This is a genomic window from Streptomyces sp. NPDC048420 (assembly GCF_040651535.1).
Classification (GTDB): domain Bacteria; phylum Actinomycetota; class Actinomycetes; order Streptomycetales; family Streptomycetaceae; genus Streptomyces.
Window position 1 is genome coordinate 35,778 of record NZ_JBEZKG010000031.1, and the last position, 26,177, is coordinate 61,954.

The 26,177-nt window shown below is 70.1% G+C and carries 23 protein-coding genes; 11 read left to right on the forward strand and 12 right to left on the reverse strand.

What is annotated here, in order from left to right:
• Nucleotide 1 precedes the first annotated feature (1 nt).
• Genes AB0D34_RS39895 through AB0D34_RS39905 form a run of 3 tightly spaced genes read left to right on the forward strand, consistent with a single transcriptional unit; the run spans nucleotide 2 to nucleotide 2,979 of the window.
• The gene (locus AB0D34_RS39895; RefSeq protein WP_362671245.1) at nucleotides 2-1,177 is read left to right on the forward strand and encodes an acyl-CoA dehydrogenase family protein; all 1,176 of its coding nucleotides are present in this window, start codon (nucleotides 2-4) and stop codon (nucleotides 1,175-1,177) included.
• Between the two features lie 26 nt (nucleotides 1,178-1,203).
• The gene (locus tag AB0D34_RS39900) at nucleotides 1,204-1,986 is read left to right on the forward strand and encodes an electron transfer flavoprotein subunit beta/FixA family protein (RefSeq protein ID WP_362671247.1); all 783 of its coding nucleotides are present in this window, start codon (nucleotides 1,204-1,206) and stop codon (nucleotides 1,984-1,986) included.
• A 27-nt stretch (nucleotides 1,987-2,013) separates the two neighbouring features.
• A complete protein-coding gene (locus tag AB0D34_RS39905; RefSeq protein WP_362671250.1) occupies nucleotides 2,014-2,979 on the forward strand; it encodes an electron transfer flavoprotein subunit alpha/FixB family protein in 966 nt (321 codons plus the stop codon).
• An 88-nt stretch (nucleotides 2,980-3,067) separates the two neighbouring features.
• Here AB0D34_RS39905 and AB0D34_RS39910 read toward each other — a convergent pair whose 3' ends face one another.
• From AB0D34_RS39910 to AB0D34_RS39940, 7 genes are all read right to left on the reverse strand, one after another.
• Nucleotides 3,068-3,934, reverse strand: a complete 867-nt coding sequence (locus AB0D34_RS39910) for a 3-hydroxybutyryl-CoA dehydrogenase (protein WP_362671252.1) — start codon at nucleotides 3,932-3,934, stop codon at nucleotides 3,068-3,070.
• 126 nt (nucleotides 3,935-4,060) lie between these two features.
• Nucleotides 4,061-4,960 (reverse strand): LysR substrate-binding domain-containing protein, encoded by a 900-nt coding sequence (locus AB0D34_RS39915; protein ID WP_362671255.1) that lies wholly within the window; start codon nucleotides 4,958-4,960, stop codon nucleotides 4,061-4,063.
• 91 nt (nucleotides 4,961-5,051) lie between these two features.
• Nucleotides 5,052-6,161, reverse strand: a complete 1,110-nt coding sequence (locus tag AB0D34_RS39920; RefSeq protein ID WP_362671257.1) for an alcohol dehydrogenase catalytic domain-containing protein — start codon at nucleotides 6,159-6,161, stop codon at nucleotides 5,052-5,054.
• 40 nt (nucleotides 6,162-6,201) lie between these two features.
• Nucleotides 6,202-6,753, reverse strand: coding sequence for a carboxymuconolactone decarboxylase family protein (locus tag AB0D34_RS39925; protein WP_362671260.1), 552 nt, complete (start codon nucleotides 6,751-6,753; stop codon nucleotides 6,202-6,204).
• 25 nt (nucleotides 6,754-6,778) lie between these two features.
• Entirely contained in the window at nucleotides 6,779-7,783 is a 1,005-nt protein-coding gene (locus AB0D34_RS39930) for a VOC family protein (protein WP_362671261.1), read from the reverse strand.
• Nucleotides 7,784-7,843: 60 nt separating this feature from the next.
• Nucleotides 7,844-9,166, reverse strand: a complete 1,323-nt coding sequence (gene eno / locus AB0D34_RS39935) for a phosphopyruvate hydratase (RefSeq protein ID WP_362671264.1) — start codon at nucleotides 9,164-9,166, stop codon at nucleotides 7,844-7,846.
• Nucleotides 9,167-9,713: 547 nt separating this feature from the next.
• Nucleotides 9,714-10,727 carry a LacI family DNA-binding transcriptional regulator gene (locus tag AB0D34_RS39940; RefSeq protein ID WP_362671266.1) on the reverse strand — a complete coding sequence of 338 codons (1,014 nt, stop codon included), beginning with the start codon at nucleotides 10,725-10,727 and terminating at the stop codon, nucleotides 9,714-9,716.
• A gap of 179 nt (nucleotides 10,728-10,906) precedes the next feature.
• Between AB0D34_RS39940 and AB0D34_RS39945 the strand changes: the two genes are divergently transcribed.
• The gene (locus AB0D34_RS39945; RefSeq protein ID WP_362671269.1) at nucleotides 10,907-11,686 is read left to right on the forward strand and encodes a fumarylacetoacetate hydrolase family protein; all 780 of its coding nucleotides are present in this window, start codon (nucleotides 10,907-10,909) and stop codon (nucleotides 11,684-11,686) included.
• A gap of 271 nt (nucleotides 11,687-11,957) precedes the next feature.
• Here the strand turns inward: AB0D34_RS39945 and AB0D34_RS39950 are convergent, their stop codons facing one another.
• Complete coding sequence (locus AB0D34_RS39950) at nucleotides 11,958-13,226, reverse strand: MFS transporter (RefSeq protein WP_362671271.1); 1,269 nt, start codon at nucleotides 13,224-13,226, stop codon at nucleotides 11,958-11,960.
• 684 nt (nucleotides 13,227-13,910) lie between these two features.
• Between AB0D34_RS39950 and AB0D34_RS39955 the strand changes: the two genes are divergently transcribed.
• The 3 genes from AB0D34_RS39955 to AB0D34_RS39965 are packed head-to-tail and all read left to right on the forward strand — an operon-like array spanning nucleotide 13,911 to nucleotide 16,528.
• Complete coding sequence (locus tag AB0D34_RS39955) at nucleotides 13,911-14,903, forward strand: C-terminal binding protein (protein WP_362671274.1); 993 nt, start codon at nucleotides 13,911-13,913, stop codon at nucleotides 14,901-14,903.
• Nucleotides 14,900-15,952: an aminoglycoside phosphotransferase family protein gene (locus tag AB0D34_RS39960; protein ID WP_362671276.1), complete on the forward strand. Its 1,053-nt coding sequence runs from the start codon at nucleotides 14,900-14,902 to the stop codon at nucleotides 15,950-15,952. The genes AB0D34_RS39955 and AB0D34_RS39960 overlap by 4 nt, the downstream gene beginning before the upstream one ends.
• A gap of 45 nt (nucleotides 15,953-15,997) precedes the next feature.
• Nucleotides 15,998-16,528 (forward strand): cupin domain-containing protein, encoded by a 531-nt coding sequence (locus AB0D34_RS39965; RefSeq protein WP_362671279.1) that lies wholly within the window; start codon nucleotides 15,998-16,000, stop codon nucleotides 16,526-16,528.
• A 32-nt stretch (nucleotides 16,529-16,560) separates the two neighbouring features.
• Here AB0D34_RS39965 and AB0D34_RS39970 read toward each other — a convergent pair whose 3' ends face one another.
• From AB0D34_RS39970 to AB0D34_RS39980, 3 genes are read right to left on the reverse strand one after another with little or no spacing between them, the layout of a single operon-like run.
• Nucleotides 16,561-17,532 (reverse strand): SDR family NAD(P)-dependent oxidoreductase, encoded by a 972-nt coding sequence (locus AB0D34_RS39970; RefSeq protein WP_362671280.1) that lies wholly within the window; start codon nucleotides 17,530-17,532, stop codon nucleotides 16,561-16,563.
• Nucleotides 17,529-18,734: an acyl-CoA dehydrogenase family protein gene (locus tag AB0D34_RS39975; RefSeq protein WP_362671282.1), complete on the reverse strand. Its 1,206-nt coding sequence runs from the start codon at nucleotides 18,732-18,734 to the stop codon at nucleotides 17,529-17,531. The genes AB0D34_RS39970 and AB0D34_RS39975 overlap by 4 nt, the downstream gene beginning before the upstream one ends.
• Nucleotides 18,731-20,446 carry an AMP-binding protein gene (locus tag AB0D34_RS39980; RefSeq protein ID WP_362671284.1) on the reverse strand — a complete coding sequence of 572 codons (1,716 nt, stop codon included), beginning with the start codon at nucleotides 20,444-20,446 and terminating at the stop codon, nucleotides 18,731-18,733. The genes AB0D34_RS39975 and AB0D34_RS39980 overlap by 4 nt, the downstream gene beginning before the upstream one ends.
• Before the next feature lie 110 nt (nucleotides 20,447-20,556).
• Here AB0D34_RS39980 and AB0D34_RS39985 point away from each other — a divergent pair, with 110 nt between their 5' ends.
• Entirely contained in the window at nucleotides 20,557-21,420 is an 864-nt protein-coding gene (locus AB0D34_RS39985; RefSeq protein WP_362671287.1) for a LuxR C-terminal-related transcriptional regulator, read from the forward strand.
• Nucleotides 21,421-21,564: 144 nt separating this feature from the next.
• Nucleotides 21,565-22,662, forward strand: coding sequence for an NmrA family NAD(P)-binding protein (locus AB0D34_RS39990; RefSeq protein ID WP_362671289.1), 1,098 nt, complete (start codon nucleotides 21,565-21,567; stop codon nucleotides 22,660-22,662).
• 170 nt (nucleotides 22,663-22,832) lie between these two features.
• Here the strand turns inward: AB0D34_RS39990 and AB0D34_RS39995 are convergent, their stop codons facing one another.
• On the reverse strand, nucleotides 22,833-23,828 hold the full coding sequence (locus AB0D34_RS39995; RefSeq protein ID WP_362671291.1) for a LacI family DNA-binding transcriptional regulator: 996 nt from the start codon (nucleotides 23,826-23,828) through the stop codon (nucleotides 22,833-22,835).
• Nucleotides 23,829-24,047: 219 nt separating this feature from the next.
• Between AB0D34_RS39995 and AB0D34_RS40000 the strand changes: the two genes are divergently transcribed.
• Both AB0D34_RS40000 and AB0D34_RS40005 read left to right on the forward strand, forming a co-directional pair.
• Entirely contained in the window at nucleotides 24,048-25,331 is a 1,284-nt protein-coding gene (locus AB0D34_RS40000) for an MFS transporter (protein ID WP_362671293.1), read from the forward strand.
• Between the two features lie 17 nt (nucleotides 25,332-25,348).
• Complete coding sequence (locus tag AB0D34_RS40005; RefSeq protein ID WP_362671295.1) at nucleotides 25,349-26,176, forward strand: alpha/beta hydrolase; 828 nt, start codon at nucleotides 25,349-25,351, stop codon at nucleotides 26,174-26,176.
• Nucleotide 26,177 lies beyond the last annotated feature (1 nt).

Here is a 26,177-nt window from a genome sequence, read left to right on the forward strand (position 1 = left end):
CATGAGCGGCACGCCACTGAAGGACCCCCTCGAACTGCTCGACATCGCCTCCGTCCTCACCGACGAGGAGCGCGAGATCCAGGCCACCGTCGCCAGGTTCCTCGCCGACCGGGTCCGCCCGCACCTCGCCGAGTGGTTCGAGAACGCCCACTTCGCTCGCGAACTCGCGCCCGAACTCGGCAAGTTGGGCGTGCTCGGCATGCACCTCGAAGGGTACGGCTGCGCCGGCACCAACGCCGTCAGCTACGGACTGGCCTGCATGGAACTGGAGGCGGCGGACTCCGGTTTCCGCAGCTTCGTCTCCGTGCAGGGCTCACTGTCGATGTTCTCCATCTGGAAGTGGGGCTCGGAGGAGCAGAAGCAGGAGTGGCTGCCCCGGCTCGCCGCCGGTGAGGCGATCGGCTGCTTCGGCCTGACCGAACCCGACTTCGGCAGCAACCCCTCCGGGATGCGCACCAGGGCCGTCCGGGACGGCGACGACTGGATCCTCAACGGATCGAAGATGTGGATCACCAACGGCGGTATCGCCGACGTGGCCACCGTCTGGGCGCAGACCGAGGACGGCATCCGCGGCTTCCTCGTGCCCCGTGGCACCCCCGGTTTCACCACCCAGGACATCAAGCAGAAGATGTCGCTGCGCGCCTCGATCACCTCGGAGCTGTACTTCGACGACGTACGGCTGCCCGACGCGGCGCGACTGCCGCTCGCGCAGGGGCTCCGCGGACCGCTGTCCTGCCTGAACGAGGCCCGCTTCGGCATCCTGTTCGGCGCCGTCGGCGCGGCCCGCGACTCGCTGCAGGCGGCCGTCGAATACGCCGACTCCCGGGTCCAGTTCGACAAGCCGATCAGTGCCTTCCAGCTCACCCAGAAGAAGTTCGCCGACATGAGCGTGTCCGTGGGCAACGCCGCGCTGCTCGCCGTGCACCTGGGCCGGCTCAAGGACCAGCACCGCATCCGGCCGGAGCAGATCAGCGTCGGCAAGCTCAACAACGTCCGGGAGGCGATCGCCATCGCGCGGGAGTGCCGCACCGTCCTCGGAGCCAACGGCATCTCACTGGAGTACTCGCCGCTGCGTCACGCCAACAACCTGGAGTCCGTCCTCACCTACGAAGGCACCAGCGAGATGCACACGCTGGTCGTCGGTCAGGCGGTCACCGGCTACCCGGCGTTCCGCTGAGCACCGGCGACCGGAGGAAGAGGAACGTGAACATCGTCGTACTCGTCAAGCAGGTCCCGGACACCGCGGCGGAGCGCGCCCTGTCCGAAGGCGACCACACCGTTGACCGCGAGGGCGCCGATCCCGTCCTGGACGAGATCAACGAGCGTGCCGCGGAAGAGGCTCTGACCCTGAAGGAGGCCGAGGGCGGCGAGGTCACCGTCGTGACCATGGGACCCGGCTCCGCGCTCGACGCCGTCCGCAAGGTCCTGGCGATGGGCGCCGACCGCGGCATCCACATCTGCGACGACCGACTCCACGGAGCCGATGTGGTGACCACCGCGAAGGTCCTGGCAGCCGCCGTGCGGACCGTGCCGGACGTCGACCTGGTGCTGGCGGGCAACGCGACGACCGACGGACAGACGAGCGCGGTCCCCGCCGTCGTCGCGGACCTGCTCGGCCTGCCCCAGCTGACGCACGCGCGGGAGCTGACCGTTCAGGCGGGGCGGGTACGCGCGGAGCGCGAGACCGAGAGCGGCGAGGCGACGCTCGACGCGCCGCTGCCCGCGCTGGTGAGCGTCACCGAGAAGATCAACGAGCCGCGCTATCCCTCCTTCAAGGGGATCATGGCCGCGAAGAAGAAGCCGGTGCGGACCGTCGACCTCGACGACCTGTTCCCCGGCGCGGACGACACGGGGTTCCTCGTGACCCGCACCCGCGTGGTGAACGCCGTGCCGAGGCCGGCGCGGACCGCGGGACTCCGTATCACGGACGACGGCTCGGGTGGGCGTGAGCTCGCCGCATACCTGATCGCCCAGAAGCTCGTCTGAACCGTTCCGACCAAGAAGCAGGCACCGATGCCCGATGTCCTCGTCCTCGTCGACCACGACGGGGAACGCGTCCACAAGTCCACGTATGAACTCCTGGCCGCCGCAAGGCAGTTGGGCGATCCGGCCGCCGTCGTCGTGGGAACCCCCGGTACGACGGCCCGCCTCGGGGAGTCCCTCGCCCGTCATGGAGCCGTGAACGTCTACGCGGCCGAGTCCGCCGAAGCGGGCGACTTTCTCGGCACGCCCGCCGTCGACGCCCTGGAACTCGCGGTCCGGGAGGCCGCTCCCGCCGCCGTACTCGTGTCCGCGACGACGGACGGCAAGGAGGTGGCCGGCCGTCTCGCCGCACGACTGGACGCCGGGCTGCTGATCGACGCGGTCGGCCTGGACTCGGCCGGCACCGTCACCCAGATCGTGTTCGGCGGGTCCTGCACCGTGAGTTCGGAGGTCACCCATGGCGTACCGGTGATCGCCGTACGACCGGGGTCCTTCGAACCGGCGGAGCATCCGGTGGAAGCGCGGGATCGGGTGCTCGCTCCTTTGCCGATCGACCCCGCGGCGTCCGCCCGCATCACCGCCCGCCGTGCCGTGCTCGCGGGCGACCGTCCCGCGCTCACGGAGGCGGCCGTCGTGGTGTCCGGCGGACGCGGCGTCGGGGGAGCGGACGGCTTCAAGGTGGTGGAGGAACTGGCCGACGTCCTGGGCGGAGCGGTGGGCGCCTCCCGTGCCGCGGTCGACGCCGGCTACTACCCGCACCAGTACCAGGTCGGACAGACCGGCAAGTCCGTCTCTCCCCAGCTGTACATCGCCCTCGGCATCTCCGGGGCCATCCAGCACCTGGCCGGGATGCAGACGTCCAAGACGATCGTCGCGGTCAACAAGGACCCGGAGGCACCCGTCTTCGGCCTGACCGACTTCGGCGTGGTGGGCGACCTGTTCACGGTGGCTCCCCAGCTCACGGAGGAAGTGGCCGCCCGCCGCGCTGTGGGCTGACGTCACCCTGGAAATGCCGCGAAGTCCGAGCAATCCCCTGCTCGGACTTCGCTTTTGCCCGCCAACTCCTTGGCGGCCTGAGGGACACTCAGGCGGCCTCGTAACTGAAGAACCCCTGTCCCGACTTACGGCCCAGCAGACCCGACTCGACCATGCGGCGCAGCAGCGGGGGAGGGGCGTACAGCGGCTCCCGGTACTCCTCGTACAGCGCCTCTCCTATCGCCGCCACGGTGTCGAGGCCGATGAGGTCGGTGAGGCGCAGCGGGCCCATGGGGTGGGCGCAGCCGGCCGTCATCCCCGTGTCGATGTCCTCCGCGGTCGCGGTACCGGTGGCAACCATCCGGACCGCGGCCAACAGGTACGGAACCAGCAGGGAGTTCACCACGAAGCCCGCGCGGTCCTGCGCGACGATCGTCTTCTTGCCCAGGATCTCGCCCGCGAAGGAACGCACCCGCAGCTCCGTGGCCTTGGAGGTGTGCAGCGAGGGGATGACCTCGACCAGCGGCATGACGGGGACCGGGTTGAAGAAGTGCAGCCCGACCACCGTGTCGGGCCTGCCTGCCGCGGCCGCGAGCCGGGCGATGGGGATCGAGGAGGTGTTGCTCGCCAGCACGGCCGCCGGGTCCGTGACCACCTCGCCCAGTCGGCGGAACAGCGCCGTCTTGGCCTCTTCGTCCTCGACGGCGGCCTCGATGACCAGATCCGCGCCCGACAGGCGGGCGAGATCGCCGGTGACCGAGATCCCGGCCAGGGCGTGCGCGCGGTCCCCGGCCACGATGGCGCCGCGTTTCTCCGCCTTGAGCAGGGAGTCCGCCACGCCGGCCAGACCGGCCCGGGCCCTGTCCTCGGTCACGTCGCACAACGTGACGCGCAGCCCGGCCCGGGCGCAGACCTCGGTGATGCCCCGGCCCATCTGACCCGCGCCTACGACGCCCACGTGCTTGATCGATGTCATGTGCTGCTCCGCCTGTCCCTCCGGTGTGTGCTGCCGTGTTGAGCGTAGGCCGGTCGCACCCCCTCTGACCTGCTTGAACGGTGCGCCATCCACGTACAAACATGCGTTGGTTCGGGACCGAAAGCCTCAGACTTCGGTGACCGTCGCGGCGGCGGCCTCGCGCAGCCGGCGGATCACTCCGCGGACCGCGGGCGAGGTCTCGCCCCTGCGGTAGGCGCCGACGAGCCGGGTGGTCAGCGACACGTCGGCCAGCGGCCGGTACGCCACCCCCGGGATGTTCACGCGGCGCAGTGAATCCGGAACCAGGGCCACCGCGAGGCCGCCGCCCACCAGGGTCAGCGCCGCGATGAAGTCCCGCACCGGAGGAGCGCACCGCGCATGGAAACCGCCCTGCGCGGCCACCTCCAGGATCTGGTCCTGACAGCCGTGTTCCTCGTCGAAATGCGGGGCCACGAAGCACTCGTCGCGCAACTTCGCCGCCGGTACGGCCTCGTAGGCGGCCAGTGGAGCGGCGGCGGGCAGTGCCAGAACGACGTCCTCGGTGAGCAGGCACGTGGCCGTGACCTCGGGTGGGTACCGCGGCCTCCAGCGCAGGAAGCCGACGTCGACGTCCCCGCAGGCCAGCGCCTCCAGTTGGGCGGGTGTCTCCAACTCGCGCACCTGCACTGTCAGTTCGGCCGCGCAGCGGTTGAGCACGTCGGTCAGGACTCCGGAGAACGCGGCGGAGGCGACGTATGCGATCTGGGCGTGTCCGAGCTCCCCGCGACCGGCACGCCGGCCCACCGCCTCGGCCCGTGCGGCCTGTTCGAGGGTCAGCCTCGCCTCCTCGAGAAACAACCGCCCGGCGCTGGTCAGCGCCGGGCGGGTGCGTCGTCCGCGGTCGATGAGCCGTACCCCCAGGTGCGACTCCAATGCTCTGATCTGGGCGCTGAGCGCCGAGGGGGCCAGGTGCAGACGGTCCGAGGCCCGCGCGAAGTGCAGTTCCTCCGCGACGACGACGAACGATTCCAGCCAGCGCAGTTCCATCGGATCCTCCGGTCCTGCCGCACACCCCGCGGCGGCGTCAGGGCAGAACAGGACCGCCGCGGGGTGAGTAGGGGAGATCTGGGCCCGTGGTTCAGGGGAGGACCACGTAGTTGCTGAATCCGCCGTCGAGGTCCCTCGCGCGTCCCGAGATCGCCTCGTTGACCTCGGCCAGCGGGAAGGGCTTGGTGATCAGGTAGGACAGGTCCAGCGCCCCGGTGGCCACCATGTCGGCGACTTCCTGGCCCTGCGCGGTGGTGAACCAGTTCGAGCCGATCAGCTGGACCTGCTCGTCCATGAGCCACTTGACGTCCACGGGGAGCTGGTCGGCGACGCCTCCGACGTTGACCACCCTGCCGCCGCGGCGCACGCCCTGCATGGAGTCCAGCATCGTCTCCACCGGGGCCTTGGCACCCAGCGCGCTGATGACGAAGTCCGCCCCCTCGCCGCCGGTGCGGGACTTGGCCCACTCGCCGGTCGAGCCCTCGCCCAGCCGCATGACCTCGATCCGGTCGGGCGCCAACTCCTTGACACGCTTGAGGAGTTCCTCGTTGCGGCCGGTCCCGAGGACCCGGGAGACACCCGAGGCCAGCGCGAGGAGCGTGGAGGCGACACCGAGGGTGCCGGTGATGCCGTCGATCAGCGCGACCTGGCCCGGGGCGGCCGCCGCGTTCTTGAGGGCGCCGTAGGACGTGCCGATGTAACCGAGCTTGCCGGCCTGCTCGAACGTCATGGTGTCGGGGATGTTGACGATCGAGTACTGCGGCGCCGTCATGTACTCGCTGAAGCCGCCGTACGGATAGAGGTCGAAGATCCGCTGACCGTCACGGGAGGTACTGAAGTAGCCGTTCAGGGTGAAGTAGCGGCACCGGCTGAGCTCGCCGCCGCGGCACACCTGGCAGCTGCCGCAGGACCGCAGCGGGCTGACGTAGACCCGGTCGCCGGGCTTGGTGTTGAGCACCGCCTCGCCGACCGCCTCGACCACACCCGCGGGGTCCAGACCGAAGATCGCGGGCAGCTTGGGCAACGGCTGGTGCGGGTACCAGGTGGGCCAGTTCGTGATCACGTTGGCCATGTTCGGCACGATTCCGCATGCCTTGACCCGCACCAGCACGTCGGTCGCCCGCGGCGTGGGCACGTCGACCGTGTCCACGGTCATCGGCTCACCGAGCGTGTGCAGTCGGGCAGCGAGCATTTTCGCCATTGAAATACTCCTGAATTGATAAGCCGTTCGGCGCCGAGAACTACGAATTCGGGAACGGGCTGGGGTAGTTGTCCTCGAGGTCGATGTCGAGCAGGCCCATGATGCGGACGCCGGAGTTGTACCAGGCGATGGACAGCGACAGTTCGACCATCTGCCGGTCCGACAGGTGGACGGCGGCGGCACGCCAGGTCTCCTCGGAGACGTCGACCCGGAGCGTGGACTCCTTCGCGAGGCGCATGACCGCCTTCTCCGTGTCGTCGAACAGGTCGGACGACTCGAAGTCGGCGACCGCCGCGAGCTGTTCCGCGGTGAGCCCGGCCTTGAGACCGTGCGACTGGTGGTGCGCGACCTCGTACGCGGACCTGGTGGCGTGGCCCACCGTCAGGATCGCCAGTTCCCGCAGCCGGGGGCTGAGGTCGGCCGCGCGCAGCGAGTTGGCGTAGGTCAGGAAGGCGTCCAGATGCGTCGGCGCGTTGGTGAGGGCCAGGAAGATGTTCGCCGTCGGGACCTTGCGTTCGGTCTCCAGCCGGTCGTACAGCGGCTTCAGCGATTCGTCCGCGTCCTCGCGGCGAACGTAGGGAACTCGTGCCATGGCGTGTCCTTACGAGAGGGGAAGGTCAGGGGAGGGGCTGTTCGAGCAGGAACCGCTCCAGCGACATGGGCTTCGGCGGCTCGGCCGGCGGGATCTGCGGTGCGCCGGCGAAGGGCGACGCCTCGAAGTACCACTTCTCCAGCGCCGGAAGCCCCCAGCGGACGTTCGTGCTCAGCGACGCCGCGTCCCAGCGCACGGGCTCGACCTCGGTGTCGATGGTCTGGTAGTGGCTGTTGAAGACCTCCACCCGGTGGCCGTCGGGGTCGCGCAGGTAGGCGAAGAGCATGCCTCCCGGACCGTGCCGTCCCGGACCGCGCTCCACGCCTTCGCCGTAGCCGAGGATGCCCGCCCAGTCGCAGGCGGTGAAGATGTCGTGGCTCTCGGAGACGGTGTAGGCGAAGTGGTGCAGGGCGGGCCCGGTGTTCTCGACGATCGCGAGGTCCAGGCAGGTCCCCTTGCGGTACATGAACGCGCTCAGCAGCTTGTCGCCGTGCTCCAGGTACTCCGAGTTGCGGAAGCCGAGCTCGCTGTAGAAGGCGCACAGCTCGTAGGCGTCGGGCGCGAAGATCTGGTAGTGGTCGAGCCGTTGGGCGTGGGCGCCCTTGTGGTGCTCGAAGTCGATGTGCAGCCGCGGCCGGGTCTCCATGTGCGCGCACAGTTCGAGGGGCGTGCCGATGGGGTCGCTGACGTGCAGGGTGCGGCCCTGGTACGGGACGTCGACCCACTCGGCGGGCAGTCCCCGCTCACGGAACCAGTCGTACGCGAGGTCGAGGTCCTCGTCGAAGAAGACGCGGAACCCGATCCTCCGGCAGGTTCCCGCCCGCTCCTCGTCGAGTTCCAGGACGAGGCTGTGATGGCAGGCTTCGCCCAGGCCACGGAGGTAGCAGGTGCGCTCGTCCTCGTCACTGACGACGAGACCGAGGGCGTTCGTGTAGAACTTGCGGCTCTCGGCCAGGTCGGCGACGGTGAGCCGGACGTGGCTGGAGCGGGTGATGTTGAAACTCGGGCGCAGATTGACGGGTGGCAGCATGCTGGTCTCCGTGCTCCGATCGGCTCTATATTTCGATGACTGTAATACTTTGAGACCGTTTTACGGCTTGGTCGTGAAAGGCGTTGATTCGCCGTCGGTGACGGCGAAGGTGAAGGCCGACCATCCGCTGAATTCCGCGGACTCGCCGAGTGACTCCTCGATACGCAGCACCTCGTTCCACTTGGCCATGCGCTCGGAGCGGGTGAACGAGCCCACCTTCAGCTGGCCCGCGTCCCATCCGACGCTCAGGTGCGCGATGGTGACGTCCTCGGTCTCACCGGACCGGGCCGAGACGATGGTGCCGAAGCCGGCTTCCTTCCCGGCGCGCAGGGCCTGGAACGCCTCCGTGACCGTGCCGGCCTGGTTGGGCTTGACGAGGACGGCGTTGGCCGCCCCACTGGTGGCGGCGGCTTCCACCCGCTTGGCGTTCGTGACCAGGTAGTCGTCGCCGATCACCTGGCAGCGGTGGCCGTAGCGGCGGGTGAACTCCACCATGCCGTCGGTGTCGTCCTCGCCCACCGGGTCCTCCACGGACAGGATCGGATACTGCTCGATCCAGCCGCCCAGCATGTCGATCAGCGCGGCGGTGTCCAGCGTGCGGTCGTCCAGGGCCAGGGTGTACCGCCCGCCGCCGCCGAACTGCGAGGCCGCGACGTCCAGGGAGATGCCGACCTGGGTCGAGAGTGCGAACCCCGCGGTCTCGATCGCCAGGGTCAGTGTCTCCAGCGCCTCCTCGTTGGAGTCGAACGCGGGCCAGAAGCCGCCCTCGTCGGCCACGCCCTGCGCCTTGCCCGCCTTCCGCATCAGACCGCCGGCCGCCCGGTAGATCTCCGCCGTCCAGTCCAGGGCCTCGGCGAAACTCCCCGCCGCGGGACAGACCACCATGAAGTCCTGTACGTCGACACGGCGGTCCGCGTGGGCGCCGCCGCCGAAGATCTGGATCTCCGGCAGCGGAATCCGCACCGGACGCCCGCCCGACAGGTGCTGCCACAGCGGTACGCCCGCCGACGCGGCGGCGGCGTGCAGGACCGCCATGGAGGTGGCCACGATCGCGTTGCCGCCGAGGCGGCCGCGGTCTGGCGTGCCGTCGAGATTCACGAGGAGGCGGTCGACGGCCTCCTGGTCGGCCGCGTCCCGGCCCAGGAGGGCCGGTGCGATCTCACGGTTCACCGAACCCACCGCGCGGCGGACGTCGAGACCGGCGAAGCGGTGTCCGCCGTCGCGCAGGTCGAGTGCTTCGCCCGAACCCGTCGAGGCCCCGGCCGGCGCGATGGCCCGGCCGACCGCGCCGTCCGCGAGGTGCACTTCGGTCTCCACGGTCGGTCGCCCACGTGAGTCCCACACTCTGCGGGCGTGGAGCCTGGAGATCCGCGCGTCTGTCATGGCGGTGCAACCTTTCGGAGTTCGGACGATCGGGGTGCTGAGCGGCGTCCGTGTCTGTCATCGGCGCGCGCACGCCCCCATCCCGGGGTGGGTGTTCGCAGTTCCTCGCCGATGAGCGGGCGTGCGGCGCCTGGCTCGACTGCGAAGGGGGAGGGTGAGCGATGCTCATACTCTGCGGCTCTCGCTGTGCTAACGATAGCGCAATCGTGCGAAGCCTCGGCGGTCCTGTCAAGGGGTCGGGTGCGTTTCAAAGGGCAGGACGCGTTGCTTTTTTCCGCTCTCTTGGCTCGCCGGAGCCTCAGTGCTATCGTTCGCATTATCGAGTTGCCCGACGAAAACTCCGGCGGACCCGCGCTCCTGGACGGTCGGACAGCACAGGCGGCGCGGGTTCGCCGGGCTCGGTCATGGTCGGCAGGAGGCCGCGCAGCGGAACGTACTGAGCGGCGCCGAGAACTGAAAGGCGCCCGGAGCGCGATGCTCCGGGCGCCTTTCACGTCTGCGGGGCGGGGGTGTCCGTCCCTCCTTCAGGCGGAGTTGGACGGCACTCCTACGCCGGGCCGGGCGGTGCCGTGCTGCCGCGCAGGATCAGGGAGCCGGGGGAGACCGAGGTGTACGGGCCGTCGTTGTCCGGCTTCGTCTTGAGGCGGCGCAGCAGCCACAAGGCGCAGCCGGTGGCCATTTCCTGGATCGGCAGGCCGATCGTGGTGAGCCCGGGGCCCCACCAGGAGAACCCGGGCTCGTCTCCGAAGCCGACCACCGACAGCTCCGCGGGCACCTTCACGCCCTGCCGGGACAGCTCCTCCAGCACCCCCAGGGTGAGCTGGACCGACCCCAGGACGAGCGCGGTGGGCGCGTCCGGCCCCTTCAGCAGTCGACGCACCGACTCGCGACCGTGGTCCACCGACGCCGGCGGCCCCAGCTCCGTGCGCCCGGCCTCGGCGGGCAGGCCGCCCTCGCGCAGGGCGCTGCGGAATCCGCGCAGACGCTCCGCGCCGGTGGGCAGTTCCTCGGGACCGCCGAGATAGGCGATACGGGTGTGGCCCTGGGCGACCAGATGGGCCGTGGCCCGGCGCAGCGCCTCCTGGTCGTCCACGCCGAACCACTGGGTGCCGAGCGACGGGTTCCTGCGCAGCAGCTGTAGGTGCGGTACGGCGCGCAGGAGTTTGACGGACTCGTTGTGCGGGCGCGCTGTGGGCACGATGATGACGCCCGCCACACGGTTCGCGGACAGCTCCCGCAGATGACGCAGCTCCACCATCCGGTCGTCGTCGGTCTCCGAGAGCATCAGCTGGAAGCCCTCGGCCTCCATGTTCTTGGACAGCTCGTGCGCGATCGTCGAGTAGAAGCTGTTGCGGATGTCCGGGATCACCAGCGCGACCACGTTGCTGGAGGCTCCGCGCATCATCCGTGCCGCGCGGTTGCCGACGTAACCCATGTCGGAAGCGGTCTGCCGGACCCGGAACTTGGTCTCCTCGCTGATGCGCGCGTCGTCGGCGAGCGCCCGGCCGACCGTCGAGACGGAGATCCCGAGGCGTTCGGCGATGTCCCTGGTCGTGACCACGAAAGGGGCCTCCTCGGCTGACTGGTCCCGTGCCGTTTCGCATGCCAACGATAGCGCTCACGTTCTGCGCCATGGTCGGCGAAGCGAGGCGCCGGGCTGATCATGATGGCTATGCTAACGTTAGCACTGCTGGTAGGGCCGTGCAGCCGCCCGCGGCTGCCTAGTTGCGGAGGTTGTCCGTGCGGATCGTCAGGTATGCCGTCGACGGCGTGTGTCACTACGGAGAACTGGAAGCCGGTGACGTCAGGATCGCCAGATTCGAGGGAGATCCCTTTACCGGGGCGGCTCCCACGGGGCACGTCGACGAAGTAAGCGACGTGGTCGTCCTCTCGCCTGTCGAGCGGCCCAGGATCTTCGGATTCGCCTACAACTACGCCTCACATGTCGACGAGACCGACCGTGAGATTCCGGAAGTTCCCGTGTGCTTCATGAAACCGAGTACGGCGGTAGTGGGGCCCGGTGAGGCCATCGTCTATCCCGCGGACGGCGAACTGATCCATTTCGAGGGCGAGTTGGTCGTCGTCATGGGAAAGGAAGCCCGCCATGTGAAGCCCTCCGAGGCCCATGAGTACATTCTCGGCTATACGTGTGGCAATGACGTCAGCGACCGCATCGTCCAGCGCAAGGAAAGCCAGTTCGGAACGCTTCTCATCGGGAAGGGGCAGGACACCTTCGCTCCCCTCGGGCCCGTCATCGCGACCGAACTCGACCCCTCTGCACTGTCCTTGACGACCCGTGTGAACGGCACCGTCGTACAGTCGGCGAGCACAGCCGACCTGCTGCTCCCGGTGCCCGGCATCGTCAGCTACCTCAGCCGCTACCTGACCCTGCTGCCCGGAGACGTGATCATGACCGGCACCCCTTCCGGAGTGGGACCGATCCGTCCCGGAGACGAGGTGGAGGTCGAGATCGAGGGCATCGGAGTCCTGCGTAATCCGGTCGTCGCCGAGAGCCGTTGAATCAGGGCGCCGACCAGGTGACATGCAAAGGGGCCTGCCCACCGCTCGGCGGTGGGCAGGCCCCTTTGCATGTCGGCGGTGCGCCCCGGGCCCTGTCGGTTGGATCATCCCGGCGTCGCGGGCCGTGGCGCGCACATCTGTGGCGTTGTCGCCGGTCGCCGACCCCCGCGCGTCGACTCCCTCCTCCGCCTTGCAGCTGCACGCACCACGGCCCGCTCGGGTCGGCCGAGAGGAACCGGTCCTCACGGCCGAGCTGATGCAGACGACAGGGCTAGCGGGCCGCGTTGTTGAACTGCGCGGGACGGACGAAGGCCAGCGCGGCGACGCCGACCAGCGGCAGGACCGTGACCTGTAGCAGACCTGCCCGGCTCCAGCCGAAGGAGTCCACCAGGGCGGCGAAGAGCAGTCCTGAGAAGGCTGCCGGCCCGTAGTAACTGGTGACGAAGAGGCCGGAGGCGCGTCCGATCTGCGCGGGGCGGACGGCCCGCTGCATCACGCTGTTGGTGTTGGGATAGATGAAGCCCAGCCCGAAGGCGCCCATGAGGAAGGCGAACACGCACTGGACGCCGACTCCCGCATGCGACTCGTAGATGCACACGCTGATGGCGGCGACGGCGACCAGGCTGAGGATCAGCAGGTTGCGCTGGTTCACGCGGTCGCCGAGCCAGCCGCCGAGCACCGCCGTCATCCCGCCGAAGCCGAGCAGGCTCATGGCCAGGGCGGCCTGCTCGGCGGAGTAGTGGAGCGAGGTGATGAGGTACGTCGGGTAGAGGCCGAGGAACCCGTAGATGGCCACACCGCTGACGACTGAGTGGACGGCCAGAGCGATCGTGTTGCGGTTGAAGGGGGAGGCCGGCATGTACTCGTACGTCGCGGTCGACACGGTCTTCTCGACGGAGTGCTCGGTGAGACCGGCCTTCACGAGGAAGGCGGAGGCGGCGGCGATCAGCAGCCCGGCCGTGCCGAACAGGTAGAACGGCGAGTGCCAGGTGCCGTGCACGCTCATGAGGTGAACCCCGATCAGCGGGGCGACGAACACGCCGACCGAGTAGCCCACGCCGATGAGGCCGAAGGCGAGGCCGCGCCGGTGGGCGAAGAAGGCGCCCATCGCCGCGAAGATGGCGGCCGACTGCATGCCCTCGCCGAAGCCCGAGACGACCCGGTACAACGTCATGTCGGCGAAACCGGTCGCCAGCGGTGTGGCCATCGTGCCCACGGAGTAGATCGCGATGCTGGCCAGCAGCACCGTCTTGCGGCGGAAACGGTCCAGCAGGTAACCCGCGGGCAGTCCGGCCAGGGCCATGCCCAGGGTGAAGTTCGTCGCCAGCAGGCCGCCCTGCTCCAGGGAGAACCCGTACTCAGCCCGGATGTTGGGCAGCAGCGGGGGGAAGACCTGGCGGTCCATCGCGTTGACCATGTAGGAGAGGACGATCAGCAGGAAGCCCACGCCGATCATGACCCGGGAAAGCGGGGGACGGCTGATTTCCTGTGCGTCGGCGACGGGCACCGCACTGCTGTCGACTTGCGCTGCGTGAGTCATAGCGGCTCCTGAGGAGAAACGGGCCACGGCAGGCCGCGGCGGATGCGCCGCCGGCACGGGGGCGAGCGGGCGGCAACGGGAAGCGGTGAGCTGAACACGGACTCGATCGAGTCGGCGGTGGCGAAGCGGCCGCCGACTGGCGGAATGGGGGCGACGGGCTGACGCGCGGGTCGGATGCCGCATGCGGAATTCAGCCGTATATCGCCCGTCGGGGACGTCCGTGGCTATGGCGTCTTCGACAGCCGGAACTCGGGCGGACCCTTATCGGACCGCACGGTCGGCGTTGGCAGAAACCATGAAGGGAAGAATCCGGGCGCGTCAAGACATGAACGGCGTATTTCTACGACGGACATCGCACTCTTGACGTGTCGAAGTGCCCGAGTGCTATCGTTAGCATCACGTGGCTGTGACAAAGTGATTCGACGTGCCCCGGCATCCCGTGACCCGTCCCAGGGGCCTACCGCTGTACCCGAACCGACCACAAGTCGGCGAGCGCCGGCCCACCCGAGCCCGGCGACCCTCTTCCCGCTTCGCCCACGGCGGCCGAAGGCCCGATCGGACGGTACCGTCGGCCGCCCCCCCAGATGACCAAACCTGCTGATCGACGCGACCGGGCGGGACGCCCGGTCGCCCCCCGCGACCGCACGACTCCGCCGTCGCACGACTTCTCGAGGACGATCTGCCATGAACCCACCGAGCCGCCCAGGAACCGTGCTGCTCACCGACCACGCGTGGCCCGACGACTCCGTCGAGCGCTCGGTCATCGAGCAGGCGGGCCACACCCTGGTGACCGGCCCTGCCGAGCCCGCCTCCGCCGAGGTGATCGAGGAACTGGTCGCCGAGCACCGGCCCGACGCGATCCTGACCTGCTGGGCACCCGTCTCCGCCACCGCGATCGGCACCGTGCCGGATCTCCGTATCGTGGCCAGGCTCGGGGTCGGTCTCGACAACATCGCCGTGGACACCGCCACCGCGCGGGGCGTGTGGGTGACCAACGTGCCGGACTACTGCGTCGAGGAGGTCTCCGACCACGCCGTCGGCATGGTGCTGGCCTGGACGCGCGGCCTGGCCGTGTTCGACCGGGAGGTCCGCGCGGGCCACTGGAACCCCGCGAGCGCCCGACTTCGCCGTCTGTCCACGCTGACCTGCGGCATCGTCGGTTTCGGACGGATCGGACGAGCCACCGCGCGCAAGCTCGGCGCGTTCGGCAGCCGGATCCTCGCCCACGACCCGTACCCACCGCGGGACGCCCCCGGAGTGGAGATGGTCGGGCTGGAGGAACTGCTGCGCCGCAGTGACGTGGTGATCCTCCATGTGCCCCTCACGCCGGGCACGCACCACATCATCGGTGCCGAGCAACTGGCCTGGATGCGGCCGGGCGGCCTGCTGGTCAACGTCAGCCGCGGTGGGCTGGTGGACACCGACGCCGTCACCAAGGCGCTGGAGAGCGGACACCTGGACGGCGCCGCCTTCGACGTACTGGAGAGCGAACCGCACGTACCCGCCGAGCTGCTGGACCAGCCGGGCGCGCTGCTCACCCCGCATGTCGCCTTCTCCTCCGACGCCTCGGTGACGGAGCTGCGCCGCCGGGCCGCCGAGGAGGTCGTACGGGTCCTCGCGGCCGAGGCTCCGGCGCACCCCTGCAACCACCCCGCCGGATCGGGCGACCGGCGATGAACCCGACCACCGCGCCCACGAGCCCGGACCCCCTGCTCGCCGACTTCCTGATCGCCCACGGCCTCGCCGAGCCCGGTGCGGCCACGCGCTGGACGCCGCTGGCCGGCGGTGTCTCGTCGGACCTGTGGCGGGTGGACCTGCCGGGACGTTCCCTCTGTGTCAAGCGTGCCCTGGCCAAGCTGAAGGTCTCCGCCGACTGGCAGGCACCCGTGTCGCGCAACGCCTACGAGTGGGCGTGGATGCGGTTCGCGTCCCGGCACCGTTCGGACAGCGTGCCCGAACTGCTGGCCCACGACCCCGAAGCCGGCCTCTTCGCGATGGCGTACCTGCCGCCCGAGCGGTACCCGATGTGGAAGGCGCAACTGCTGGACGGCGAGGTGCGGGTGGCGACCGCGGCGGCCGTCGGGGAACTGCTCGGCGGCCTTCACGCGGCGAGCGCGGGCGACGCCGCCCTCGCCGTGGAGTTCGCCACCGACGACAACTTCCACGCGCTGCGCATCGAGCCGTACCTGCTGGCCACGGCTGCCGCACACCCCGGTCTGAGCGGCCCCCTCCAGGACCTCGCCGACCGTACGGCCGCCACGCGTCTGGCGTTGGTGCACGGTGACGTCAGCCCGAAGAACATCCTCGTCGGCCCGTCGGGGCCGGTACTGCTGGACGCCGAGTGCGCCTGGTACGGCGACCCCGCGTTCGACCTGGCGTTCTGTGTCAACCATCTGCTCCTCAAGAGCCTGGTGGTGCCCGGGCGCCGCGCCGAACTCCTGCGGTCCGCCCGGGAGTTGGCCGAGGAGTACCTCCGGTGCGTCGACTGGGAGCCCCGCCCCGCCCTCGACGAGCGGGCGGCGACACTGCTGCCTGCGCTGTCGCTCGCGCGGGTGGACGGCAAGTCTCCGGTGGAGTACCTCACGAACGAACGGCACCGGTTGTTCGTGCGCACGGTGGCAACCGCTCTGCTGCGGGCTCCTGCCCCCACAGTCGCGGACGTGGTGGACGCCTGGGAGACCGCTCTCGTGTCTTCCGCCGGTCCCGGCAGCGTCCGGCCCGCCTGAACCGACCGACTAGACAGGTTCGCCGACCCGACCGAGGAGAGTCACATGCGCAGAGTCGTCACCGGCCATGACGAGAACGGCAGATCGACGGTCGTCAGCGACGGCCCGATCCCGCGCAGCCGGGAGTTCACCAGCCTCCCGGGCTGGGTGTCCCGCCTGCCCTGGGCCACCGAACCGGGCGGACCGGTCAGCAGGACGGGGGAGGACCCCACACCGAAGGTCACCAGCCTGCTCCCGGCGCCGGGCGGCACCCGGTTCATCGTCCTGACCTTCCCGCCGGAGGCCACGATGGCCGACCCGGCGTTCGACCCCGTCGCCTTCGACCGGGAGCAGCGGGCCGACTCGCCCGGTCTCGCCGAACTCATCGAACCCGACGGCATGCACGCCACCCCGACCGTGGACTACGGCATCGTGCTGCAGGGCGAGATCGTCCTCGAACTCGACGACGGCCACCGCACCCCGCTCTCAGCAGGGGACATCGTGATCCAGAACGGCACCCGCCACGCCTGGCGCAACCGCAGCGGCCAACCGGCCACGATGGCTTTCGTCCTGATCGGCGCCGAGGGCGACGGCTGACGGGGGGCGTGGCGAACGCGGCAGTGGGCGGTTCATGAGCGCGAGGGTGTCGGTCTGTCCCGGATGCCGCCGGGACGCGGACCGAGGGCGCCGATCCTGAGGGGCTGCCGTCCCGCGCGAGAGACCACCGCCACCACTCCGCTCCGCCCCGAGAACTTCCCGAGGCCGTTTCCGGCTCGATCCGTGCGTGACGCGACCGCGAAGCCGTCTCGGCAGCGCCTCCCGCCCGTCTCGTTTCTCAGCGGGGTGCCATCCGGATGGCACCGTCGAGGCGGATGACTTCGCGTGAGCATGGGGTTCTCGGCGATGTGCCGTACCAGGGCGGCGAATTCGGCCGGGTCGCCGAGGCGCGCGGGGTGCGGGACCTGTTGGGCGAGGGAGTCGCGGGCCTCCTGAGGCAGTCCTGCCATGAACGGGGTGTCGAAAAGGCCAGGCGCGATCGAGACCACGCGGATGAGGTGCTGGGCGAGTTCCCGGGCGGCGGGGAGGGTGAGGGCGGCCACCCCGCCCTTGGACGCGGCGTAGGCGGCCTGGCCGATCTGGCCGTCGTAGGCGGCCACCGAAGAGGTGGCGACGAGGACCCCGCGCTCGCCGTCCACGGGCTCGGACTCGGCGATGCGCTGGGCGGCGAGCCGGAACACGTTGAAGGTGCCGACGAGGTTGACCTGGACCACTCGGGCGAAGGCGTCCAGGTTCAGGGGGCCGCTGCGGGAGAGCATGCGGCCGGGAGTCGCGACGCCCGCGCAGCTGACCGCGACACGCAGTGGGCCCAGCTCGCTCGCCGCGTCCACCGAGGCCTGCACGGTGTCCGGGTCGGTGACGTCGCAGGGGACGAAGCGGACGCGGGGTCCGGCGCCGGCGAGCTCCTCGGTGACGGACCCCGGGGAGGACGGCAGGTCGGCGACGACCACATGGGCGCCGGCGTGCAGCAGTGCGGCGGCGGTGGCGCGTCCGAGACCGCTGGCGCCGCCGGTGACCAAAGCGGCGGATCCGGTGAGTTTCATGCGCGGGGCTCCTCGATCGCGGTGCGCAGGACGTGGTGGGAGGGCTCGGCGCGGTCGCGCACCAGGTCACGGCTGATGACGAGGCGCTGGATCTGGTTGGTGCCCTCGAAGATCTGCATGACCTTGGCCTCGCGCATGTAGCGCTCGACGGGGAAGTCCCGGGTGTAGCCCGCGCCGCCGAAGACCTGGACGGCGTCGGTGGTGACCCGCATCGCCGCCTCGGTGGCGACGAGTTTGGCGATGCTGGCCTGACGGGCGTACGGCAGTCCGGCGTCCTTGCGCCGGGCCGCCGCCAGCGTGGTGGCCCGGGCGGAGTCCACGGCGGCCTCCATGTCGGCCAGCAGGAACGCGACTCCCTGGTGACCGGCGATCGGCTGTCCGAAGGTCTCCCGCTGTTTCGCGTACGCGAGCGCGTCATTGAGAGCACCCTGGGCCAGGCCGACGGCGACGGCCGCGATGCCGAGCCGCCCCGCGTCCAGCCCGGCGAGGGCGATCGGCAGTCCCTGCCCCTCGTCGCCGAGACGCCGATCCTCGGGGATGCGGACGTCGTCGAACCGCACGGTCGCCGTGGCCGATCCGGTCAGCCCCATCTTGCGCTCGGGCGGGTCGGCCGACAGCCCGGGCGACTCGGCGGGCACGAGGAAACAGGAGACGCCGCGGCTGCGATGGTCGGAGGTACGGGCCATCACCTGGTAGAAGTCCGCGTGCCCGCCGTGGGTCGTCCACGCCTTCTCGCCCCGCAGGACGTAGGCGTCGCCGTCCCGCCGGGCCCGGGTGCGCATCGCGGCCGGGTCGGAGCCGGCGTGAGACTCCGACAGGCAGTAGGCGCCGAGCAGTTCGCCGCCGAGCATGTCGGGCAGCCACTTCTCGCGCTGCTCCTCGGTGCCGTACTCGGCGAGCGCGAAGCAGGACAGCGTGTGCACGCTCAGTCCGACTCCCACGCTCGCCCAGCGGGCCGAGATCTCCTCGACGACCTGGAGGTAGACCTCGTAGGGCTGGGCGCTGCCCCCGTACTGCTCGGAAAAGGGGAGGCCCAGCAGCCCGGCCCGGCCGAGCGTGCGGAAGACGTCACGTGGGAAGCGTTCGGCCCGCTCGTCGGCGGAGGCCCGGGGCGCGAGGGCGCCGTCGGCGATCTCCCGGGTCAGGTCGAGCAGTTCGGCCGCCTCCTGGGTGGGCAGCAGGCGGGACACGTGCGCGGTCATGAGTTCGTCTCCCGGGTCGGGCCGGCCGGCATCTCGCCGGTGGCCTGCCCGCGCTGCCGACGCAGCAGGAAGCGCTGGATCTTCCCGCTGGGCGTCTTGGGCAGCTGGTCGGTGAAGTGCACCGCCCGCGGGTAGGCGTGGGCGGCGAACCTCCGCTTGGCGAGCTGCTGGAGTTCCGTCACCAGGTCCTCGTCGGGCGGTGTCCCGGGGCGCAGCACGACGAACGCCTCCAGCACCTCGCCGCGCAGGGCGTCGGGGACACCGACGACGGCCGCCTCCAGCACCCGTTCGTGCTGCACGAGCACGCTCTCGACGTCGAAGGGGCCGATGCGGTACCCGGCCATGATGATCACGTCGTCGTCGCGGGAGGAGAAGAAGAAGCAGCCGTTGTCGTCCCTGAGACCGGCGTCGCCCGTGAGGTACCAGCGGCCGTCGGCGGTGAACCTCTCTGCGGTCTTCTCCGGCGCTCCCGCGTAGTCGGTGAACCACAGCAGCGGACTGTCCGGCACACTGAGGGCCACCCGGCCGAGGGTGCCGGGCGGGGCGGGTTCGTCCCGCTCCTCGTACAGCACCTCGGCGGACCAGCCGGGCAGCGGCCGGCCCATCGAGCCGGGCGGCACCGGTGTCCGGACGGCGTCGGCCCAGCCGGCGGCGATCACCATGCCGTGCTCGGTCTGCCCGTAGTGATCGCGTACGGCCACGCCGAGGGCCTGCTCCGACCAGGCGACGACCTCCGGGGTGAGCGGCTCACCGGCGGAGGAGGCCCGCCGCAGCCGTAGCCCCTCGGGCACCGGATCGGACGCGGCCCGCAGGCTGCGGTAGACGGTCGGTGCGGCCGTGAAGTTGGTGACCCCGAAAGCCGCCATGACCTGCCAGGTCAGGGCGGGGCTGAAGCCGGCGTGCAGCAGCAGGCTGCGGCGTGCGGCCGCGAGCGGGCCGAGGATCGCGTAGTAGAGGCCGTACGCCCATCCGGGATCGGCGGCGTTCCAGAACACGTCGTCCTCGCGCACGTCGAGGCCGAACTCCAGATACGCCTGGAACGACGCCAGCGCCCGGACAGGAACGGGGACGCCCTTGGGAGCGCCGGTGGTGCCCGAGGTGAACAGCAGGACCAGGTGAGCATCCGGGCCGGTCGCGACCGGGCGGCCGAGCGGCTCCTCGCCGGAGTACCGGGCGAGCAGTTCACCGAAGGACAGTTCCGCGCCCTCGGGGGCACCCCCGGCGACCACGGTCAGCCAGGTCTGGTCGGCGGGCATGTCCTCGCCGGGCGCGAGCTTGCCCCGCTGGTCCGCGTCGACCACGACGGCCTTCGCCGCACTCGCGCCGAGCCGCAGAGCCACGGCGGACGGCGCGAAGGCGGTGAACAGCGGCACGTGCACGGCCCCGCGGCGCCAGATGCCCAGCAGGGCCACGACCAGGTCGGCTGACTTGGCCATCAGGGTGGCGACCGCGTCGCCGGGCCCGACCCCCAGGTCGGCGAGTGCGGCGGCGAAACGGGCCGAGTCGCGGCGCAGGTCCCCGTACGTGAGGTCCGTGGCCGTCAGGTCCTTCTCGACCACCGTGAAGGCCACCGCGTCCGCGGGATGCCGGTCGCAGAGCAGCTCCGCGGCACAGGCGTCCGGAGCGCCGAAGAGGCCGAGCAACTCCCGCCCCCGGCCGACCGACGGCCCGCCGGGCCCTGAGGTCACCGCCGGCGCCGATCGCTCGTTCATGGCCACGTCATCCCCTTTCCGATCCCGCCGCCGCTCTATGACGGGGGTGTTACGCCGGTTTATGCTCCGCATCACGACGACGGCGCACTACCCCCGGAAAGGGGTGACGGATGACGCACTCCGGCCCCGACGCCCTTCTGCGGCCGGATGACGGCGACGCGCTTCGGCAGGTGCTCCGTCAGGTCCACGAGCGCTCCGGCATCCCCGTCCTGTTCGGCGGCCAGGTGGAGAACAGCCAGCTGAGCCTGTCGCAGTTCATCGGTGTGCGGACGGCGGGCCTGCGCGGTCTCAGGGTGCGCGCCGAGACCGGGCTGGGCGGCCGGGTCCTCATCACGGCGCGGCCGGCCCAGGTGACCGACTACCGGTCGGCGCGCTCGATCACGCATGACTACGACCGTCCCGTGCTGACGGAGGGGATCCGCTCCGTCGTCGCCGTGCCCGTCGTGGTGTCCGGTATGGTGCGCGCGGTGCTCTACGGGGCCAGTCGCGGCCCCTCACCTCTCGGGGACCGGGCGGCCGACGAGGTCGCCGACGCCTCCCGGCGACTGGCGGCCGAGCTGGTCATCCGGGACGAGGTCGACCACCGCCTGCGCCTGCTGGACGCCGCGCGGGGCCCTGCCGACGGCGGGCAACGAGGCGTGCCACTGGAAGAACTCCGCCAAGTCCACGCCGAGTTGCGGTGCCTGGCCCAGCAGGTGCCCGACGGTGACCTGCGCGGTCGGCTGCTCGACGTGGCCGGGCGGTTGGCCCCGCCGTCCACCGCCCATCCAGTACCGGGCCCGACGCTCGCACCCCGGGAACTCGACGTCCTGGCGCAGGTGGCGCTGGGCTGCAGCAACGCCGAAGCCGGGCGCAGGCTGTCGCTGCTTCCCGAGACGGTCAAGTCGTATCTGCGCAGCGCGATGCGCAAGCTGGGAGCGAGCACCCGCTTCGAGGCGGTGGTCACCGCACGGCGACAGGGACTGCTTCCCTAGTTTCCTTTCAGATCGGAGTCCCGCAGGTCAGAAGAGACCCGCGGGACTCTGACGACCCCTGAGCGCTTGCCGCCGGGAAACCGATCGGTGTACCGTGCTGGAAACCGATGGAAACCGATCGGTTTCCGCTTTGGAGTCGCAACCATGACCACTCACGCCACCTCCTCCATCTTCGTCATCGGCGGCACCGGGGCCCAGGGGATGCCCGTTGTCCGCGCTCTTGTCGCCGACAAGAAGTACTCCGTCAAGGTCCTCACCCGAGACGCCACCTCCCCCCGAGCTCAGGAGCTTGTCGCGCTCGGCAACGTCTCCATCCTCGAAGGGACGTTCGCCGACGAGGACGTACTGCGCGAGGGATTTCGCGGCTGCGACGGGGCGTTCATCAACATCGACGGTTTCAACACCGGCGAGAAGACGGAGACCTACTGGGCCATCCGCACTTATGAGATCGCGATCGAAGAAGGGATCAAGTTCTTCGTCTACGGAAACCTCGACTATGCCCTCAAGAAGTCGGGCTACGATTCCCGCTTCCGCACCGGCCACTATGACGGCAAGGGCCGCATGGCCGAATGGGTGCTGTTCCAGAACGAAAAGAACAGGGACCGCATGGGAGCTGCGGTCTTCACCTCGGGCCCCTACATCGAGATGGTGATCTCACCGCTCACGCCCATGACGCCCTCCATCGAGGACGGTGTCGTCACGTGGCGGGTCCCCCTCGGCGAGGGAGCCGTCCCGCACGTGTCCCTGGAAGACTGCGGATTCTATGTCCGCTGGCTCTTCGACCACCCGGAACGGGCCAACGGCATGGACCTCGAAGTCGCCATCGAGCACATGACCTACGCCGACATGGCCGCGGCATTCGAGAAGGTCACCGGGCATCCGGCGCGGTACATCGACACAGATCTGGATGCCTATTGGAGTCATCCGGACCTGACGGGGATCGCCGATCACCCCGCCGGATACAACGCCGACCCCGACGACAAGAGCACCATGAGCTTCCGTGACAATTTCACCGGCTTCTGGAACGTCTGGAAGCACGGCATCATCACCAGGGACTACGCCCTGCTCGACGAAATCCACCCCAACAGGATCAGGAGCGCTGAGGAGTGGTTCCGTCGGGAGGACCAGCTGGGGAGGGAACTCGGCAAGGGAAGTCTGTGGGAGAGGGTCCAGCCGGAGAACTGGAGCATGGACTCCGCGGTCCTCAAGAGCAGTGCGGACTTCAGGACGGGGAAGCTGTAATTCATGCTCTCGCAGCAGTGAATTGCTTCCAGCAGGAGATCTTCTCGGACATCGCCCACTTCTGACCCCTGGCCAGCAGGCGCCGCAGCGATGCGGCGCCTGTCGGCTTGGGGCACCGTGACCGGGTGCCTCCTCGCACCGGCCGGGGTTTCGCGTGACCGCGACCGGGGCTACGTCGTCTCGCGCTGGATGACCGCCAGGATGCCCCCCACGTCAGGCCCGCTCGGTGCCGCCGGAGGGGGAGCCCCTACCGTCGAGAGGATGGCGGCGGTGAGATTGCCGGCCGCGGCGGTGAGGTCCATCCCGATGGTGGTCAGGGCGGGTACGGCGAGCGAGCTCACGGGGAGGTCGTCGACGCCGATGAGCGCCAGGTCGTCCGGGATGCCGATGTGCTGGGTGCGGCAGCTCGCCAGGACGGCGAGGGCGATCAGATCGTTGAACGCGGCGACCGCTGTGACCGGGGTGGAACCCTGCGTCCACTCCACGACGGCGGCCCGGGCGCTGTCCCGCGAGTAGCGCATGCTGACCACCTGCGGAGCCGGCAGCCCCAGATCGCGGCAGGCCCGGGTGGCTCCCTCCAGGCGCGGCAGGCAGAAGGGCCGCTCCCGGGGGTCGTCCACCGCGGCGTAGCCGATGTGCCGGTGGCCGCGTGCCGCGAGGTGCTCGATCTGCAGCCGTCCGATGTCTTCCTGGCTCAGCCCGGTCAGGCCGGTGCCGTCCGGGGTGAATACGCCGTCGAGCAGGGGGATTTCAGCCCGGTGCAGTGACCGGGCGTCGGCGGCCGGCAGGCTGCCGAACGCGACGACCACCGCCGGCTGGACGTGCTGCCACAGCTCGGCCAGCGGCGTGGCCGTCCCGGCGTGGTGCAGGTACACGCAGGTGTAACCCGCCTCACCCAGAGACCGGCCGAGGGCCAGTTTGAACTGCTCCATGGCCTCCGCGACGGGCAAGTCCGGAACCACGCAGAGCACGACGTTGCTGCGGCCCTTGCGCAGCGCGCGGCCGGCCCCCGACGGCACGTAGCCGAGCCGGTTCGCCGTCTCCAGCACCCGTCGGCGGGTCTCCGCGGAGAGCCCGTGCTCCTCCCTGCCGTTGAGCACGAAGCTCACGGTGGTCTGTGAGACCCCGGCCTCCCGCGCCACGTCCTTGCTGGTGACCCTCGGCAACGCCCCTCCCCGACCTCTTGCCACGCCTTCACACACAGGCTACGGTACGGCGATCAGCGATCTAATACGTATTAGATCGCGGTTAGATCGCCGCATCGGTTGCCGCAATGGCCTGCCGGGGGACCGCCCCCGCACCCGTTTTGCCCGAGCCGCCCACCCCGGCCCATCTCCGCCTTCCGGCGTGCCAACGGGGTGGATCCACACGAAGAGAGATCTGTCATGGACGACACGATCCCCGTCACGACCGACACGACACCCGGCCGCGTTCTCGCCCCCACCGATCCGGTCCGCCTGGGCCGCCTGCTCGCTTTCGTCTTCCCGGCGACCACCGCGATGTACGCCCTGTTCAACGGGATCGGGGTCATCCTGCTCCCCGCGCAGGTGGCCCAGCTCGCGCCCGACTCCAAGGTCGGCGTGCTGGCGCTGCTGACGACCCTGGGCGCGGTGGCCTCGATGCTCGCCCTTCCCGCCGGCGGAGCGCTCTCGGACCGCACGCGGTCCCGGTTCGGACGACGCGCCCCCTGGCTGGTGGTCATGGCCGGCGTGTCCGCCCTTCTGACGATCGCCATGGGCCTGAGCACCGGACTGGTCGCCCTCGCGATCCTGGTCCCGATCCTGTGGTTCACCTCGAACTTCTACGGCGGAGCGATCTCGGCGATCCTGCCCGACCGGGTGCCCGTGGCCAGACGTGGCATCGCCTCCGCGGTCATCGGTCTAGGCACGCCCGTGGGCATCCTCTTCGGCGTCAACCTGGCGAGCCGGGTCAGCCAGCTCTGGGCCTACACGGCTCTCGCGCTGGTGCTGTTCGTCACGACGCTCGCACTCGTGGCCGGTGCCCGCGAACCGTCCTCGCTCGACCTGGCGACGGAGAAGCCGAAGGAACGAGGCAGCGCGCTCGCGGCCGTCCGAGCGTTCTTCCGCGCCTTCGGCCACCGTGACTTCGCCCTGGCCTTCGCCAGCCGGTTCGGCCTGTTCCTGGCCTACTTCACGGTCTCCGGCTACCTCTTCTTCGCCGTGCAGGACTACGTCGGTGCCAAGAACGTCCCCGGCGGCAATGTCGCCCTCGCGGTGAGCACCCTCTCGACCGTGTCGTTCGGCACCTGGATCGCCGTCGCCACACTCTGCGGCTGGCTCGCCGACAAGCTCGACCGGCGCAAGCTGTTCATCGCGATCAGCGCCCTCGGCCTGGGCCTGTCCCAGGTCATACCGATCGTCAGCCACAGCTGGGGCGCGATGCTCGCGTACTCCGCCGTCTCGGGCGCTTCGCTGGGCACGTACTTCGCGGTCGACCTCGCCGTCATGTCGCTGGTCCTGCCGGACAAGGAGAGCGAAGGACGCGACTTCGCGATCCTCAACGTCGCCACCGGCCTGCCCCAGCTCGCGGCGCCGGCCATCGCCGGCTCCCTCATCGGACTCGGTGGCTACGGCTCACTGTTCCTCGTCAGCGGCGCGTCCGCCCTGGTCGCCGGTGCGCTGGCCATGGCCATCCGCTCGATCCGATAACCGCAAGGACCCTCTCCATGACCGTGATCACCACACCCGCCGGGGTGTCGCTCAACTACGACACCTTCGGCGATCCCGGCCACCCCCCGCTGCTGTTGATCCAGGGCCTCGGGGCCCACATGCTCGGCTGGCGCGCCGACTTCTGCAGGCAACTCGCCGACGCGGGCTTCCACGTCGTGCGCTTCGACAACCGGGACGTCGGCCTGTCGCAGAAGTTCCCGCAGGGCGGCTACACGCTGGCCGACATGGCGGACGACACCGCGGGCCTCCTCACCGCGCTCGAGATCCCCGCAGCGCACGTGGTGGGGCAGTCGATGGGCGGCATGGTCGCCCAGCAGCTCGCCCTCGACCATCCCACCCGTGTGTTGACCCTGGCCCTGGTCTACACGGCGCCCAGCACGGACTTCCTCGCCGGACGCGACCTGGTCGACGAGCGGACGCAGCGCCCCCGGGCCCGCGACCGCGACGAGGCGATCGCGCTGTACGTGGAGAACGAAGCGGTGTGCGCCTCACCCGGATACCCCCAGGACATCGCCTGGCTGCGCGAACTCGGCGGCCAGATGTACGACCGCAACTACGACCCCGACGGCATCGAGCGGCAGCTGGAATCGCTCGACAACTCCCCCGACCGAACGCCGCACCTGCACCGCATCACCGTGCCCACCACCATCCTCCACGGCGACGGCGACCGCTTGATCGGCCCCGACGGATCCAAGGTCATGCACGAACTGATCGCGGACTCGAAGCTCACCATCCACCCCGGCATGGGCCATGAGCTTCCCCAGCCGCTTTGGCCACAGATCATCACCCAGATCCGGGACAACGCGGCACGAGGGAGTGCGTGAG